The organism is Pseudobutyrivibrio sp. MD2005 (genome assembly GCF_000621865.1).
Taxonomy (GTDB): domain Bacteria; phylum Bacillota; class Clostridia; order Lachnospirales; family Lachnospiraceae; genus Pseudobutyrivibrio.
Genome location: NZ_JHXE01000012.1, coordinates 82,014 through 97,751, shown reverse-complemented (window position 1 = coordinate 97,751; position 15,738 = coordinate 82,014). Strand labels below are relative to the sequence as shown.

The following is a 15,738-nucleotide window of genomic DNA, read 5'->3' as shown; positions in this document are numbered from 1 at the left end:
GTGAAAAAGCCTGCTGGTTTTTGCTTTATATGGGATAATAAGGTAAAATTTACTTAATAATAATGGAAGGCATAGGGGAAGATATGCGATACATTGAAATGGGAAAGGTTGTGCCGGGAATGAAGCTTGGCACGGAGGTTTTTGATTCATATGGTAGAGTCCTGCTTGGAGCAAAGGCTGAGCTTTCGCAGGAATATATCGCTAGGCTTAAGGCTCTGGAATTCGATGGGCTTTATATCCTAGATGAGCTGTCAGCAGATATCACTGTTGATCCTATCATTTCGCCTTTTTTACGAGGAAAAGGAATTGATTGTGTCAGAAGACAGGATATAGATGGCTGTAAAGTCGTAGCAAAAGAAATGGTGTCTGAAATTATGGATAAGGGCACTATTTCTATCGATATGACAGATTTACGGGAAACAGATGATTACACCTATGCTCATTCTGTAAATGTCGCACTGTATTGTTCTATTATTGGTCTTTCAATGGGGCTTGATGAAAAGGCATTGGAAGAGCTGGCCCTTGCCGGACTATTACATGATTTGGGCAAAATGTCTATTCCAGATGAGATTTTGAATAAAAAAGGACGTCTCACTCAGGAAGAATACCAGATTATGAAAAGTCATGCCAAAATAAGCTATGACACAATAAAAGAGAGATGGGATATTGCGCCAAATGTTAAGGTAGCCGTACTGTTCCATCATGAAAATGTTGATGGCAGTGGATATCCTAATGGAATAACTTACGATGAAATGACTCTGTACACAAGGATAATTCATGTGGCAGATGTGTTTGATGCCTTGCTATCAAAACGACCATACAAGCAGCCATATTCAGCCTATGAGGTGTCTGAATATATGATGGGAGCATGTGGGCTTATGTTTGATACAGATATAGTGCAAGCTCTTCTAAAGCATGTTCCACTATATCCTAAGGGAACAGAGATGAGAATGTCTGATGGCAGACATTGCATAATTGTTGAAAATAAGGATTTTCATAACCTTCGTCCTATCATTAGATTGATGGATGGTACAACACTTGATCTTATGGACAAGGAAAATTACAACATAACTCTTGTTGCGGATGTTAATTCTGATTCTATCTCACTGGAATCAGAAGAGGAGCGCAACAAGATGATTCAGGCCTATAAGCGATACAAGATTATGGCTGTGGATGATATGATGACTAATCTACAGATGCTTCGTGGCATTCTTGAATATTTTTATGATTTGGTTTTGGTAAAAAATGGAGCTCAAGCCCTCAGGTATTTGGAGAAAAATGAGCCTGTAGATGCCATCGTTATGGACGTTGATATGCCTGGTTTAGATGGAATAGAAACGGCTAGAAAGATTAAAGACAACTTACATATGGAAATCCCGGTATTGTTTGTGACTACGCTTAACGATTCGGATACCGTAGCTCGCTGTAGAGAGGTTGGTGCAGCAGGATATATTGTAAGACCGTATCAACCTACTTTTATAAAATCGGAACTTAAGCGTATAACTACTGGTAGAGGAGATGCTGAATGATAATGACCCTATTTAACGCTAAATATATATTTGATGTTGTTTGTATTGCAGTGGCTTTTTTCACTTTTCTGAAGCTGATTTCAAACAACGTATATCTTACTAATCACAGAATATTGCCTGTTATAGCAGGTGTTATTACTGTCTATGATTTTTATCTTTGTGTCCTTCCTTTTGTTAAATCCATGGACACGGCAGCATTTATCTTCCTGTTGTGTGATATGTGCGCCATGGTTACCATGTTTATGATGTTCTTTTATTTTCTTGGGATAAAGAAGCCGAAGAAAGTAAATATAATAGTATTTATTTCACTTGCGCTGATGATTGGCCTGTGTTTTTATGACTTTTTGAAGTTTTATAATATGGAAGCAAAGCCATATGATACGGATTTAGTAGCAGTACTGTTTGTGTTTTCACTTTCTATATTGATTGAAATTCATACACCTTCCAAAGCATATTTTGACAGAACAGAAAAAATAATTGGAAGATATATGATGCTTTCTTTTGTTATAGCTATTCTGGGATACATCCTACACGATTTCTTGGATTTTGACAGAACACGTTCGCTTGCATTTTTGTGCGATTGCTTAATCTATTTTTGGCTTGCACACACAAATAGAATAGAGGATACCAGCTCTATCCTAAAGACTACAATTTTTGACAGAATGGAATATCCGATCTGTCTTGTGAATTCAGATTTTTATGTAATTGATGCAAATGAAAAAGCGATGGAGCTCTTTCCAGGTGGTAAATCAATAGGATTCGCCTTTGACGGTGGAAATTCAAATGGAAAGTTTATCTTAGCTGAGACTTTAGTGAGAGAAAATAGAAATGATGCAGAGTATTATTCTTCAGATAGATGGTACAGAGTACATTACACTCCTGTTGAAGACGGCAGAACGATTAAGGGATACATTTTTACAGCATCTGATATTACAGAGCAGCATGATGAAGCAAAAAATGCTAAGAGGGAAACTGCTAAGAAAAGTCAGTTTTTGGCTCAGATGTCTCATGAGCTTAGAAGTCCACTTCATGCAATCCTTGGTATAAGTGATATTTTAGGAACGAAAAAGGATTTATCGGAAAAGAACAAGACCTTAGTGACTCATATTAAAAGAGCCTCAGAAAACTTGCTTGAGCTTGTTAATGCAATTCTTGATTACAGTAAGCTTGAAGCAGGAAAGTTTGAGTTTTCGGAACGTATTTACGATATCAACCTACTCTTTGAAGATTTAGCATATGCTACCATACTGAATCTTCAATCAAAACCGATTGATTTCAATTTGGCCATAACTTCTGCATATCCAAGGTATCTATACGGTGATGCAGTGCGAGTAAGAGAGATACTTCAGAATCTATTATCCAACGCTGTAAAGTTTACAGAAAAGGGTGCGATACATGCAGAAATCGCTTTTGAAAGAGTAGATGATAGATTTAAAATTAGCTTTTCTGTTTCTGACACAGGACAGGGAATGACACCTACTCAGATAGAAGAGATATTTAGTGAATACGTAACTACGGCAGATGGAAAGAATACCGAAGGAACCGGTCTTGGACTTGCTATTGTTAAAAAGCTTATCGCAAAGCTGGACGGTGAAATCACTGCTACAAGTGATGGTATTTCTGGATCAACATTCAAAGGCTATTTCTACCAGAAAGAAAGCAAGAGTGAATTCATGGTTGAAAAAGTCCTTAATAGAGCAACACTTCTCAATCAGGGCCAGGGCCTTCACGGTCTGCCAGACAGAGTAGATTTTGTATATCCACGTGCCAGAGTGCTGGTAGCTGACGATATGAAGATTAATCTGGAAATTATGCAGCAGCTTCTTGCACCATGGGAATGTGAGGTTATAACTGTTCCAGACGGAGCATCAGCTGTACAGGCCATGAAAAATAACAAGTTTGATTTAGTATTGCTTGATCAGATGATGATGCCATTATCTGGACCAGAGGCTTGCAAGAAAATACGCGAGTTTTCAGATGTCCCTATCGTACTTGTTACAGCTAATTCAGAGGATAACGCCAGAGTATTGGTTAAAGAGGCTGGCTTTACAGATTTCTTAGCTAAGCCAATCCTTGGAATAAAGCTTAAAGAAATCATAGAAGGAAATCTTCCTGCAGATTTAGCAGAGCCAAACACAGGCGATACTGTGATGTCCATTGTAAAACGCAACAAACAAAACAGTAACGTTTATCAAAAGACATTAGAGGCGTTCATCAGGGAGATGCAGCCACTGTTACTAAATCTTCCTAACTACAGGAAAAACGATAAAGAATTATTTACAGTAAAGGTTCATGGAATTGCTGGTGTCAGCAAGCAAATAGGCAGAGATACCTTTGCTGATAATGCCAGAGTAATGGAGATGGCTGCAAAATCCGAAACCTGGTCCTACGTAGATGAACACTTAGACGAATTCATCAACAATCTATGTGAAGTGGTTGAAGATGCCACAAAAGAATTATCAGCATTGGCTCCAGATGGCATAATAGAAGACTATGAAGAATCTATCGTTGTTGATGTGGATGTAGTTATAAATGACCTTCACAAAGCCTTCGACGAATACGAACTTAAAGCCATCGAAGATGGCCTTGAGAAACTGCACAAAGCTGACAGAAATCAAGCTCAGACCGAACTCTTTGAAAAACTCAAGGACGCATACGACAACCTGGAGTACGAAGAAGGCCTAGCAGCCATCGAAGCCTACCTACAAGACAACAACTAGCATTCACAGCCAATCCGCCTATAAGGCACCGCCCACCCACCACGGCCGCCGCCAGCCAGGCACATGAGGGGACGATTTTGCGAATATTGCAGTTTTTCTTATGGACCAAATTCAGGTATCGCACATGTGTCTTGTTGCGGAATGAACCATTTTGAAAAATGTTTTTTAGGTGGCGGACACTTAGTTTTTTATGTACTTCTCAGGCTGAGGGAACTTGGTTTCATATTACGTTTGCTAAGTAACATAACAAAGCAGGTTTTGCATATCTAGGTACCGTGGCACATTCAACATCGTGTTTTAAGTGACCACTTGCGCTGCCGTCCATGGCAGCGCATACCTATATATTGCAAAACCTGCTTTTATGTTACTAAGCGCACTCCAAAATCAACCAAGTTTCCCTCAGTCTAAGAAGTACAAATCATTCTATTCTTTGTGTCCGCCAACCAAAAACCTTTTTCAAAATTGTACAGGCCTGCAAAAGACACATGTAAATAAAGATGCCTGAATGGTCCATTAGAAAAACGCAATATTCATGCAATGTCCCCTCATGTGCCTGGCTGGCGGCGGCCGCAGTGGGTGGGCGGTGCTTTTTGATGTATATATAGGCTGTGAATGCTAGTAACAAAAGATATAGATGGCGGTACGGTTGCATTTGCGTGTGGGTTTGGGGTATACTCAAACGGATAACTAATTGCATAGAAAAAAGGGAAAATAAATGGCAGATTATATTATTAGTTGCTGTTCGACAGCAGATGTTACAGAGGAATATCTTAAAGAAAAAAACATAGAGCATATTTGTTTCCATTATTATTTGGATGATAAGGCTTATCAGGATGATTTGTATAAGTCGATGTCGCCAGAAGCCTTTTATCAGGCTATGGTTGATGGGGCGATGACTAAGACATCACAGGTTAATGCAGATGAGTTTGCTGAGTATTTCAGATGCTTCCTGGAGCAGGGAAAGAATGTTATTCATCTTACACTTGCGTCAGGTATCTCAGGCGTAATCAATTCGGCACGTATTGCAGCTGAGGAGCTAAATGAAGAGTTTTCGGATTGCAAGGTGGTAGTTTTTGATAGTCTTACAGCATCAGCTGGATATGGCTTGTTTATGGATAAGCTGGCATCACTTAGAGATTCGGGATATGATTTCGATGCTTTGGTTGATTGGACTGAAAAGCATATTCAGAATACTTGGTTCTTTACTACAGATCTTACATTCTTTATTAGAGGTGGTAGAATATCAAAGATTTCTGGATGGTTTGGTACAGCGCTTAATATCTGTCCACTCTTAAATATCAATAAAGAAGGAAAGCTTATTCCTAGACAGAAGTGTAGAGGAAAGAAGCTTGTTAAGAAAGCTTGTCTTGCAGCTATAAAAGATCATATAGCAGACGGCGTGTATTATGATGAGAATATCTTTATTACGCATTCAGTTTGTTATGATGATGCAAGAGAAATGGCGGATATGCTTGAGGAAGCATTCCCTAATATGAAAGAGAAGGTTCGTATTTTCGATATTGGCCCTACAATTGGTGCTCATACAGGTCCTGGTACAGTTGCAATTGGATTTTGGGGAAAGGAAAAAGAAGAATAATCATGGGAGACAAAATAAAAGAGTTTAGGTTGAACATAACTGTTCCAGCTATTTTTACTATTGTAGTTGGTGTGCTTCTTTTAATCTTTCCAGCTGAAAGCCTGGCTACCATTAGTAAGGTTATAGCTGCAATTATTGTATTGTCAGGAGTAATCATTGTTATAAATCAGATTACAGAACGAGGATTCAATACAGTAGGGATTGCAGTTGGCGTTATTCTTTCGATTATAGGTATCTGGCTGTTTTTGGATGCAGGTGCCATTGTATCGATTATTCCAATCGCAATAGGTGTTATTCTTGTTATCCATGGGGTGCAGGATATGTCGCTTGCCCTTGAAGCAGCAAGAGCTGGCGCTGATAAGATATGGATAGCGTTTATCATTGCAGCATTAAATATTCTGTTAGGTATTCTTTGCATTGGTGCTGCTTTTGGAATAGTTAATTTAATTACCCGTCTTATTGGAGTTATGATGATATGGGATGGATTGACAGATTTTGGAATGGTTCATTCTGTTAGAAAAGCAACAGGCTCTATTGTAGAGGGAACAATAACTCACGAGGAAGATGTTTAATGGGACAAATGGAATTTAAAATGGAAAGAACAGGACTGCTTAACATCGGTGATGTTCTTTCCATTACAGAATATGAGCTGCCTAATTCATATTATTATGTTTTGGGCAGGTCTTTTGCTATGTCAGCAAATTACACCACGTTGCAGCGTATCAAAGCAAAGGAAGGCACTGTAGTAGATGTCAAAGAGACGCCAAAGGGCTTTTATGTAACAGTGGAATATGAGGATTCTTAAGGAGTGCTATGAATAATCAGTCACAGAACGCTATAGACATAGTTTTGGCGGAAAGCTTGAAGGAGCTGGCAATAACAAAACCTATAGATAAAATTACTATAAAAGAAATAACTGACAAAGCTGGGGTTATCAGACCTACATTTTATAATCACTTTCAGGATAAATATGAGCTGCTGGAGTGGATTACTGAAAATGAGCTTTTTGTTCCGGTGGAGCCATTGCTTTCAAATGGAATGCTTAAAGAATGTATCACATTTATGCTGACTACCATGGAAAAAGAAAAAGAATTCTACAAGAGAGCGGTACAGCTGGAAGGACAGAATTCTTTCAATGAAATATTTAATAGATGCGTTGCCAAGGCTGTAACAAAGTATATCGATGTTGAAGCTATTGCATCGGTCGCAGATTATAAATGGCTGAATAAGGAATTGGTTGCAGATTTCCTTGCACATTCAATCAGCTGGGTTACAATTCAGTGGCTTATCAAGGGAATGAAAGTTCCTGTTGAAGAATTGGCAGATGTTTATATTAGAATATTCCGTAGCCCAATTTCAGTAGTTGTTGGTAATACAAATGGAAAATAATGTAGTTTATTAACTTACAAGAAAACATATTTGAATATTATCGATATTAAACTATTTGAGCTATTATTATAGTGAAAGAAATTGAATGGAGCATTATCATAAATGAATTGGGTTGAAAATTTACTCATTATAGCAGGGATATCTTTAGATGTCTTCGCTGCTATGGAAATACAAGGTGCAATGATTGCAAACCTAAAGCAAAAAACAATTCTCGTTGCTTGTGGAGTTGTTGCAGGATTAGAATTAATCTTTTATCTTGGGGCATATGCCTTCTGCAGATTGATTTCAATAAAAGGATTAATTGCAAATCCAGTAAGTAACGGCGAGATAATTGCAGTTGTTATTTTAGCATTACTTGGAATCAGATTGATTATCAAGGCTTTCAGAAGAGAGTTTGTTCAAGAACGCAGAAGAGAGTCTTTGATAGTTTTAGATTATATACGAATAGTTGTTATTTCTAATATATACACAGCTGCAGCAGGATGTGCCTGTGGATTGGTAGGCACCACAGTATGGCAGATAATAGCTATTATCCTTGTTATGTCTGTGATTATGGTGTCAGCAGGATTATACACAGGTTTACATTTTGGCTTTGAGAAGAAGACAATCGCCTATTTAGCAGGAGCTTTGTTGCTCTGGGGGGTAGGCGCTGAAATCTTCCTGAACAAGGTTATCAATCTTATTTAAAATTGAATTTTTTAGCAGCAGATTGCTGTTTTCAACACGCTCACGGAGAAAGCCAAGCTTTTCATTCTGTGAGCGTGTTCTATAATAGTCGGCAAGCATCACATATGATTCGCTGATATCAGTACCGACACCTACAGCAAACTCAAGCACAGCTTTTGCGTCGTCATTTCTATCGGCTTCTATTAAAGCTTTTGCGTAAGCATTTAAAAGTACGCACACTCTGTCAAAGTCTTCTCCAATCTGACTCATGATTTCAAAATTAGGAAGGCCGTATGTCAGTTTTAAATCCGTATTGGAAATTCCAGTAAGATTTAGTAGTTTGTGACTTGATAATTCCTTTAGTTCACTTTCTATTGCGACTACTTTTTCGTCATCACTAAAATTTAATGGAAATTTCTCTATTGGAATGGTAATATAACTTAGGTTAGATATATCCTTAGCAGGAGTGGCATTAGCGGCTTTTTCTTTAGCCCAGAATTCAGCCTGTTGTTTTTCTTGTTTTGCATCAAGGCTCTTGATTCTGAATGTCAGCCAGATTAGGAATATTAAAAAGAATGGTAAAATTGGGAAGCCCATGGTTTCTCCTTTACTTTATATAATTGTGAGGTATTATATTATGAAAAGAAATAAAAAACATCAAATTATGGCAAGTGTAGTGCTTGTAGTTGTAGTGGTTTGCATGGTATTTACTACACTGGCAACTGCCTTACTTTAAGTTTATTTTAATAGCATTATTATGTCAATTTTAATATTGGCTTCTATAATTTGTAATGCCAAAAGGGCGAATGAGGGTGTTTTATGAAAAAGAATATTCTATCAATTATTTTAGCTGGTATGATGGCCAGCAGTTTATGTACTCCCATGATTTCTCTTGCTGAAGAGTCATCAGAGGAGACAGTTGTATCAGATGAAGAGCTTGCTAATGAAGAGGCTGAAGCAGTGTCGGAAGATGAAGAGGACACTAGGGTTATTCCAGCAGGAATATCAATTGCAGGTACAGATGTCGGCGGAATGACAGTAAGCGAAGCAAAATCTGTTGTTGCCGATTACTTTTCTCAGTATGATAATGTACCATTTACTCTTTCAGCCAACGACCAGACTATTAGTGCTACTGGAGCAGACTTATGCATTGGAGCAAAAAATAGCGATGTTACTTCAAAGGCAGCGGCTTATGGCACATACGGCAACTTAGGAGAGCGTTTTAAGGCAAATAAGGATCTGGAAGAAGGCAGAGGAAAGGATTTTTCTTTATCGCTAGGTGTTGATAGAGAAGGCTTGATTTACTATTTGAATTCTGCCTCAAGTCAGGTTAATGACGAGGCTAGTGACGATTATTTAACTAGAGAAAATGGAGCTTTTGTATTCCATGAAGGTAAATCTGGTGTCGTTGTTCAGATTGAAGAATCTGCATCAATCGTTGCTGATTATATAGAAAACGAATGGGATGGTAGTGCAGCTACAATAGATCTTGCGACAGAGGTAAAGGAACCTAGAGGAAGCAAGGAAGAGCTTGCTGAAATCAAAGATTTACTAGGCAGCTTTGAGACAGATTATAGTTCATCATCTGCAGCCAGAAAGAACAACGTGGCAAACGGTGTTGGGTTCATTAATGGAACAATTCTCTATCCAGGAGATGAGTTCTCAGTTCTTAACACAATCACACCATTTTCTGCTGAAAATGGATATATGTTAGCAGGTTCTTACGAGAATGGTACTACTGTTGAGACATACGGTGGTGGTATTTGTCAGGTTTCAACTACCTTATACGGAGCTGTTCGAGAGGCAGAGCTTGAGATTATCACTCGCTCATGTCACTCTATGATTGTTACATATGTTCCACCATCACAGGATGCAGCCATTGCTGAATCAGGTGGTAAGGATTTTCAAATCAGAAACAATAAGAACTATCCTATATATATAGAAGGTTATTGTGATGGCAATAAGGCTTACTTTAACATCTATGGTAAGGAAGAGGATGATGCTTCCCATTCAGTTGAGTACGAGACAGAAATTACAGGTGTTAATGTTCAGGCTACTACATGGGTGGCAGATCCTAATGTACCACTTGGTAAAATGACTACTACAGTTAGTGGACACACAGGATACTCAGCACGTCTATGGAAGATTGTGTACGAGAATGGTGAGGAAGTTAGCAGAGAAGTATACAACAACAGTAAATACAATCCATCCAACAGAACAGTCACAGTAGGTATTGCATCAGAAGATCCTAACTTATCTTATGCTATGCTTCAGGCTGTATCTACACAGGATGCCAATACAATAGCAGCGGCTATAGCCACATATGCACCAGGAGTTGCTAATTCTACTCCATTTGTAATTACACCGAAGTATTCTGTTACAAATCCTACTACAACAGAATCAACAGATACACAGACACAGACACAGACTCAAACTCAAACTCAGACAACAACTGAAGCTGCACCAGAGGCCACTGCAGTTCCAGAAGCTACAGTAGAGGCACCAGCAGCTAACTAGTTAGTGTTTTGCATTAAATCGGACATAAAAATATGGAAATCGGAAAATTAAAAGAGAGTGTTTTAAAACGCTCAGTAATCAAACAATTACATGTAAAAAGACCAGAGGTCAATAATGGCCCTGGTATAGGAGAAGACTGTGCCACTATGGCGGTTGGTCCTGATGAAGAAATTGTTCTTTCAACAGATCCTATCACTGGCACAGCATCGGATATAGGTGAGCTCGCGGTGACAATATCTGTCAATGATCTTGCCAGCGCCGGGGCTGAGCCAATCGGTATTCTGCTTACAGTTTTACTTACACCTAGAATGCGAGAGGCCAAGCTTAAGGCAATTATGGAGCAGGTAGATGCAGCTTGTCAGCGATACAATGTACAGGTAATCGGTGGTCACACAGAGGTTACAGAAGCTGTCAATCAGCCACTTATTTCAGTGACAGCTGTAGGTAAAGTAAAGAAGGGTCAGATGATATCTACAGGCGGCGCTAAGCCAGATATGGATATCGTAATTACGAAGTGGATTGGCTTAGAGGGCACATCTATTATCGCAAAAGATCACGAGGAAGAATTACTTACAAGATTGCCACAGTCACTTATTGATACTGCAAAGCACTTTGATCAGTACCTAAGCGTGCTTCCAGAAAGTCGCATCGCGGTAGAACATGGTGTGGCAGCTATGCATGATATAACAGAGGGCGGTATATTCGGAGCCCTTTGGGAAATGGGAGAGGCTTCAGGCGTAGGCTTGGATGTAGATTTAAAATCAATCCCAGTTAAACAGGAAACAATAGAGGTGTGTGAGTTCTTTGGAATCAATCCTTATGAGCTTATCTCATCAGGTTCTATGCTTATAGCAACAAACGATGGCAATGGCTTGGTTAGAAAGCTTGCGGACGCGGGGGTAGCATCCGCCATTATCGGGAAGTCCAACTCTTCAAATGATAAGCGTGTCTTAAGTGGCGACGAGGTTCGTTTCCTAGAGCCACCCAAAGCCGACGCACTATATTCCGTACCAAACGTAGAACGAAAATAGTAGTTTAGTAACTAACAAATTTAGATGAGTCAATTGGAGTAGACTATAAATGTTATTATGAGCCCTTGATGAGCCATCCCTACTTAGATGGTGCGTAAGCAGCATCTTATGTAGGGCAATGAGCGAATAAGAGCGCAAGCGTGGCGAATAATAATATTTATAGGCTATGGAAATTGACGGACTTAGGGGTGATTAAAATGAGAGAAAAGATTTTAACTTATATTGAGCATAATAGTAAGATTGATTTGAGTGATTTGGCAATGATGCTTGGCTGTGATCAGGCTACAGTTATGAATGAGCTTGAGGCTATGGAAAATGAGCATATTATTTGCGGATATCCAACACTTATCAATTGGGAAAAGGCTAGCGTAGAGAAGGTTTCAGCTCTTATTGAAGTTCGTGTTACACCACAGCGTGGAATGGGATTTGATAAGGTTGCAGAGCGCATTTACAACTATCCAGAGGTTGATGCAGTTTATCTTATTTCTGGAAGCTATGATTTTATGGTTTCAATCGAAGGACATACACTTAGAGAGGTAGCTGATTTTGTTTCAGCAAAGCTTTCTCCACTTGACTCAGTGCTTAGCACACAGACTAATTTCGTTCTTAAGAAATACAAGGACCACGGAATTATTATGGCTGAGAAGCATGTAGATGAGAGGGAGAAGGTGAGCTTATGAGAAACCCTTTAAATCAGACTATCACAGGAATAAAGCCATCAGGAATCAGAAAGTTCTTTGACATAGTTGCAGAGATGCCTGAAGCTATATCCCTTGGTGTAGGCGAGCCTGATTTCGATACACCTTGGAAGGTAAGAGATGAAGCTATTTATTCTCTAGAGCGAGGACGTACCTTTTATACCTCTAATTCGGGATTAAAGGAACTTCGCGTGGAGATAGCTGGTTTCTTAAAGCGTCACTATGATTTGGATTACAATCCACTCACAGAGATGCTTATGACAGTAGGTGGTTCTGAAGGTATTGATGTGGCACTTCGAGCAATGCTTGATCCAGGTGATGAGGTTCTTATCCCTCAGCCATGCTATGTTTCTTACGAGCCATGTACTATTTTAGCTGGCGGCGTTCCAGTTCCTATCAATCTTAAGGAAGAAAATGATTTCAGACTTAAGCCAGAGGAATTAGAAGCAGCTATTACAGATAAGACAAAGATTTTGATTATGCCATTTCCTAACAATCCAACAGGAGCCGTTATGGAAAAGGAAGATTTGGAGCCAATTGTTGAGCTCGTTAAAAAATACGATTTATTTGTTCTTACAGATGAAATCTATGGTGAGCTTACATACACAGGTCAGGGACATGTTTCTATCGCAAGCTTCCCAGGCATGAAAGAGCGCACAATATACATCAACGGTTTCTCAAAGAGCCATGCAATGACTGGATGGAGATTAGGTTATGTATGTGCACCAGAGATAATTGTAAAGCAGATGACAAAGATTCATCAGTTTGCTATTATGTGTGCACCTACAACAAGTCAGTACGCAGCTGTTACTGCTATTCGTGATTGCGACGAGGATGTAGCTCAGATGCGTGAAGAATATAACGACCGCCGTCGTTATCTCTTAAATAGATTTAAGAAAATGGGAATAAAATGCTTCGAGCCTTATGGCGCATTCTACATCTTCCCATCTGTTGCAGAGTTTGAAATGTCTTCAGAAGAATTCTGTACACGCCTCCTTCGCGAGAAAGAAGTAGCCGTAGTTCCAGGTACAGCCTTTGGTGAATCTGGTGAAGGCAACGTGCGTATATCTTATGCATACTCAATCGAATCTTTGAAGAAGGCTATGGATCGTATAGAAGAATTCATCGAGGAGTTACGTGCCTAAGACTGAGAGCAAAATCTCACGTTAACAAAAAACAGCCTGTAGGTAACAAGCTATTGTATTTCTTAAGCGAAGCTTTCTATGCGAAGCGTAGAAATATAATGCTTGTTATCGTAACAGGCGTAAAATTTAGAACAATTAGAGGATTCTAGAAATGTTAAATATTGTTTTACATGAGCCTGAGATTCCTGCTAATACTGGAAATATTGGGCGTACATGCTGCGCAACAGGCACACGTCTTCATTTGATTGAGCCACTTGGATTTGTGCTTACAGACAAGACTGTGAAGCGTGCAGGCATGGATTATTGGGATAAGCTAGAGGTTTTCCGTTATGACGATTGGGAGGACTTCAAAGCTAAGAACCCAGGAGCCAAGGTTTATATGGCTACCACAAAAGCAAAGAGAAAACATACAGATGTTAAATATGAACCAGACTGCTACATAATGTTTGGCAAGGAGAGCGCAGGCATTCCTGAAGAAATCCTTGTAGACAATGAGGAGAATTGCGTTCGTATTCCAATGGGACATGATATAAGATCTCTTAATTTATCAAATTCAGTTGCTGTTGTTTTGTACGAGGCACTGAGACAGAATGATTTCCTTGATTTAGAAACCGAGGGTAATTTGCATAGACTTGACTGGAAGGAATAGCAGGTACCAATGTCAATTATAAAATCAAAAGAATTAGTACATGAATATATTAGACGTGATGAAGAGGGTAATGTTGAAAGCATTCAAACCGCTCTTGATCATGTCAATCTTAATGTGGAGGCAGGGCAGTTTATTTCTATTTTAGGGCATAACGGCTCTGGTAAATCTACATTCGCTAAGCATATCAATGCTCTTCTTACACCGTCAGAGGGAACTATCTGGGTTGATGGCATGAGCACCTCTGATGATGAATACACATTCGCAGTGCGTCAAACTGCCGGAATGGTTTTTCAAAATCCTGATAATCAGATAATTGCATCAGTGGTAGATGAGGATGTTGCTTTTGGACCAGAAAATATAGGTGTCCCAACAGACGAGATTTTAGAGAGGGTAGAGCGTTCTCTTAAAATGGTGGGAATGTACAAATACAAAAATCATTCTCCTAATAAGCTTTCAGGTGGACAGAAACAGCGTGTCGCTATTGCAGGTGTCATGGCAATGGAACCAAAATGTATTATTCTGGATGAGCCAACAGCCATGCTTGATCCTGATGGAAGAGCAGATGTTTTAAGAGCGGTTCATACGCTAAATCGAGAAAAAGGTATTACTGTTATTTTGATTACCCATTACATGGAAGAGGTAGTTGACTCAGACTACGTTTTTGTTATGGAAAAGGGTAAGGTTTTCATGGAGGGAACTCCTAGAGAAATCTTTAAGGATGTCAAGACATTAAAAGAACACAGCCTTGATGTTCCTCAGGTTACATTACTTGCAGATGAATTGAGAAATGCTGGCTTACCAATTGCTGAATGTATACTTACAAGAAAGGAATTGATTGGAGAGCTTAGCAAATTAAATCTAAAAAGAATCTCAGCCCAAACAGGTGGAATGGGTGGTTCTTTCGATAAAACTAATGCAAAATCAGCTGATTCAAAAGAGAACGTATTGATTTTGGATCATGCTTCATATAAGTATTCGCCTGGTACAGCTTACGAGGTTACGGCTCTTGATGATGTTAGTCTCACCATAAAAGAAGGCGAATTCATCGGAATTATTGGACATACAGGTAGTGGTAAATCAACACTCGTGCAACATTTAAATGGATTGATTAAAGCTACAGATGGTCATATTTACTACCGTGGTCAAGATATCTACGATAAGGATTATGATATAAAAGAGTTACGTACTCAAGTTGGAATGGTGTTCCAATATCCTGAACATCAGCTTTTTGAGACTACAGTGTTCAAGGATGTTCAATTCGGACCAAAGAACCAGGGGCTTAATGAAAAGGAGCAGATTAAAAGAGCGTACGAAGCATTAAATCTGGTTAAGCTGCCAGATGAATTCTATCTTGCATCTCCATTCGAGCTTTCAGGCGGACAGAAGCGCCGTGCTGCAATAGCCGGTGTGATTGCAATGAAGCCTGCAGTTCTTATTTTAGATGAGCCAACAGCAGGACTTGATCCAAAAGGACGTGATGACATACTAGGTCTTATCACTGACATGCACGAAAAGCGTGGAGACACTGTCATTTTGGTTTCACATTCAATGGAAGATGTAGCCAACTATGTAGATAGAATTATAGTTATGGATGCAGGACGCCCTGCTTTTGACGGAACACCTAAGGAAGTTTTTGCCCACTATAAAGAGCTTGAAAAGATGGGCCTTGCAGCGCCTCAGGTAACTTATGTAATGAATGACTTAAGAGATGCAGGCTATGATGTAGATGCATCTGCAACTACTGTTGCTGAAGCAAAAGAATCTATAGTAAATGCATTAATGAACTAGCCGATACCC

General features: G+C 39.3%; 14 protein-coding genes. 13 read left to right on the top strand and 1 reads right to left on the bottom strand.

All coding sequences use genetic code 11. The features are described 5' to 3' along the window. The first annotated feature begins 83 nt into the window (after positions 1–83). From T498_RS0104330 to T498_RS0104300, 7 genes are all read left to right on the top strand, one after another. A complete protein-coding gene (locus tag T498_RS0104330) occupies positions 84–1,529 on the top strand; it encodes an HD domain-containing phosphohydrolase (protein WP_028234861.1) in 1,446 nt (481 codons plus the stop codon). 2 nt (positions 1,530–1,531) lie between these two features. Next, on the top strand, positions 1,532–4,249 hold the full coding sequence (locus tag T498_RS0104325) for a hybrid sensor histidine kinase/response regulator (protein ID WP_197019913.1): 2,718 nt from the start codon (positions 1,532–1,534) through the stop codon (positions 4,247–4,249). Positions 4,250–4,964: 715 nt separating this feature from the next. Continuing rightward, complete coding sequence (locus T498_RS0104320) at positions 4,965–5,846, top strand: DegV family protein (RefSeq protein WP_028234859.1); 882 nt, start codon at positions 4,965–4,967, stop codon at positions 5,844–5,846. Positions 5,847–5,848: 2 nt separating this feature from the next. Further along, the gene (locus T498_RS14840; RefSeq protein WP_051524588.1) at positions 5,849–6,418 is read left to right on the top strand and encodes a DUF308 domain-containing protein; all 570 of its coding nucleotides are present in this window, start codon (positions 5,849–5,851) and stop codon (positions 6,416–6,418) included. Next, positions 6,418–6,651 (top strand): hypothetical protein, encoded by a 234-nt coding sequence (locus tag T498_RS0104310; RefSeq protein WP_028234858.1) that lies wholly within the window; start codon positions 6,418–6,420, stop codon positions 6,649–6,651. Before T498_RS14840 ends, T498_RS0104310 begins: the two co-directional genes overlap by 1 nt. Before the next feature lie 8 nt (positions 6,652–6,659). Then, entirely contained in the window at positions 6,660–7,235 is a 576-nt protein-coding gene (locus tag T498_RS0104305) for a TetR/AcrR family transcriptional regulator C-terminal domain-containing protein (RefSeq protein WP_028234857.1), read from the top strand. 102 nt (positions 7,236–7,337) lie between these two features. Continuing rightward, positions 7,338–7,922, top strand: coding sequence for a manganese efflux pump (locus T498_RS0104300; RefSeq protein WP_028234856.1), 585 nt, complete (start codon positions 7,338–7,340; stop codon positions 7,920–7,922). Here T498_RS0104300 and T498_RS0104295 read toward each other — a convergent pair. Continuing rightward, on the bottom strand, positions 7,851–8,498 hold the full coding sequence (locus T498_RS0104295; protein ID WP_028234855.1) for a hypothetical protein: 648 nt from the start codon (positions 8,496–8,498) through the stop codon (positions 7,851–7,853). The genes T498_RS0104300 and T498_RS0104295 overlap by 72 nt on opposite strands. Before the next feature lie 222 nt (positions 8,499–8,720). Here T498_RS0104295 and T498_RS14835 point away from each other — a divergent pair, with 222 nt between their 5' ends. The 6 genes from T498_RS14835 (at position 8,721) to T498_RS0104265 (ending at position 15,729) form a co-directional block, all read left to right on the top strand. After that, the gene (locus tag T498_RS14835; protein WP_051524587.1) at positions 8,721–10,418 is read left to right on the top strand and encodes a VanW family protein; all 1,698 of its coding nucleotides are present in this window, start codon (positions 8,721–8,723) and stop codon (positions 10,416–10,418) included. Between the two features lie 32 nt (positions 10,419–10,450). Beyond that, on the top strand, positions 10,451–11,449 hold the full coding sequence (locus T498_RS0104285) for an AIR synthase family protein (RefSeq protein WP_028234854.1): 999 nt from the start codon (positions 10,451–10,453) through the stop codon (positions 11,447–11,449). Between the two features lie 197 nt (positions 11,450–11,646). Beyond that, a complete protein-coding gene (locus T498_RS0104280) occupies positions 11,647–12,129 on the top strand; it encodes an Lrp/AsnC family transcriptional regulator (RefSeq protein ID WP_028234853.1) in 483 nt (160 codons plus the stop codon). Next, positions 12,126–13,292 carry a pyridoxal phosphate-dependent aminotransferase gene (locus tag T498_RS0104275; protein WP_028234852.1) on the top strand — a complete coding sequence of 389 codons (1,167 nt, stop codon included), beginning with the start codon at positions 12,126–12,128 and terminating at the stop codon, positions 13,290–13,292. Before T498_RS0104280 ends, T498_RS0104275 begins: the two co-directional genes overlap by 4 nt. Before the next feature lie 151 nt (positions 13,293–13,443). After that, entirely contained in the window at positions 13,444–13,941 is a 498-nt protein-coding gene (trmL, locus tag T498_RS0104270; protein WP_028234851.1) for a tRNA (uridine(34)/cytosine(34)/5-carboxymethylaminomethyluridine(34)-2'-O)-methyltransferase TrmL, read from the top strand. Between the two features lie 9 nt (positions 13,942–13,950). Next, entirely contained in the window at positions 13,951–15,729 is a 1,779-nt protein-coding gene (locus T498_RS0104265; RefSeq protein WP_028234850.1) for an energy-coupling factor transporter ATPase, read from the top strand. The last annotated feature ends 9 nt before the right edge of the window (positions 15,730–15,738 follow it).

What these genes read in the sequence shown, in the direction of transcription:
- T498_RS0104330 (WP_028234861.1), top strand. Translation starts at nt 84, where the DNA reads ATGCGATACATTGAAATGGGAAAGGTTGTGCCGGGAATGAAGCTTGGC.
- T498_RS0104325 (WP_197019913.1), top strand. Translation starts at nt 1,532, where the DNA reads ATGACCCTATTTAACGCTAAATATATATTTGATGTTGTTTGTATTGCA.
- T498_RS0104320 (WP_028234859.1), top strand. Translation starts at nt 4,965, where the DNA reads ATGGCAGATTATATTATTAGTTGCTGTTCGACAGCAGATGTTACAGAG.
- T498_RS14840 (WP_051524588.1), top strand. Translation starts at nt 5,849, where the DNA reads ATGGGAGACAAAATAAAAGAGTTTAGGTTGAACATAACTGTTCCAGCT.
- T498_RS0104310 (WP_028234858.1), top strand. Translation starts at nt 6,418, where the DNA reads ATGGGACAAATGGAATTTAAAATGGAAAGAACAGGACTGCTTAACATC.
- T498_RS0104305 (WP_028234857.1), top strand. Translation starts at nt 6,660, where the DNA reads ATGAATAATCAGTCACAGAACGCTATAGACATAGTTTTGGCGGAAAGC.
- T498_RS0104300 (WP_028234856.1), top strand. Translation starts at nt 7,338, where the DNA reads ATGAATTGGGTTGAAAATTTACTCATTATAGCAGGGATATCTTTAGAT.
- T498_RS0104295 (WP_028234855.1), bottom strand. Translation starts at nt 8,498, where the DNA reads ATGGGCTTCCCAATTTTACCATTCTTTTTAATATTCCTAATCTGGCTG.
- T498_RS14835 (WP_051524587.1), top strand. Translation starts at nt 8,721, where the DNA reads ATGAAAAAGAATATTCTATCAATTATTTTAGCTGGTATGATGGCCAGC.
- T498_RS0104285 (WP_028234854.1), top strand. Translation starts at nt 10,451, where the DNA reads ATGGAAATCGGAAAATTAAAAGAGAGTGTTTTAAAACGCTCAGTAATC.
- T498_RS0104280 (WP_028234853.1), top strand. Translation starts at nt 11,647, where the DNA reads ATGAGAGAAAAGATTTTAACTTATATTGAGCATAATAGTAAGATTGAT.
- T498_RS0104275 (WP_028234852.1), top strand. Translation starts at nt 12,126, where the DNA reads ATGAGAAACCCTTTAAATCAGACTATCACAGGAATAAAGCCATCAGGA.
- trmL (WP_028234851.1), top strand. Translation starts at nt 13,444, where the DNA reads ATGTTAAATATTGTTTTACATGAGCCTGAGATTCCTGCTAATACTGGA.
- T498_RS0104265 (WP_028234850.1), top strand. Translation starts at nt 13,951, where the DNA reads ATGTCAATTATAAAATCAAAAGAATTAGTACATGAATATATTAGACGT.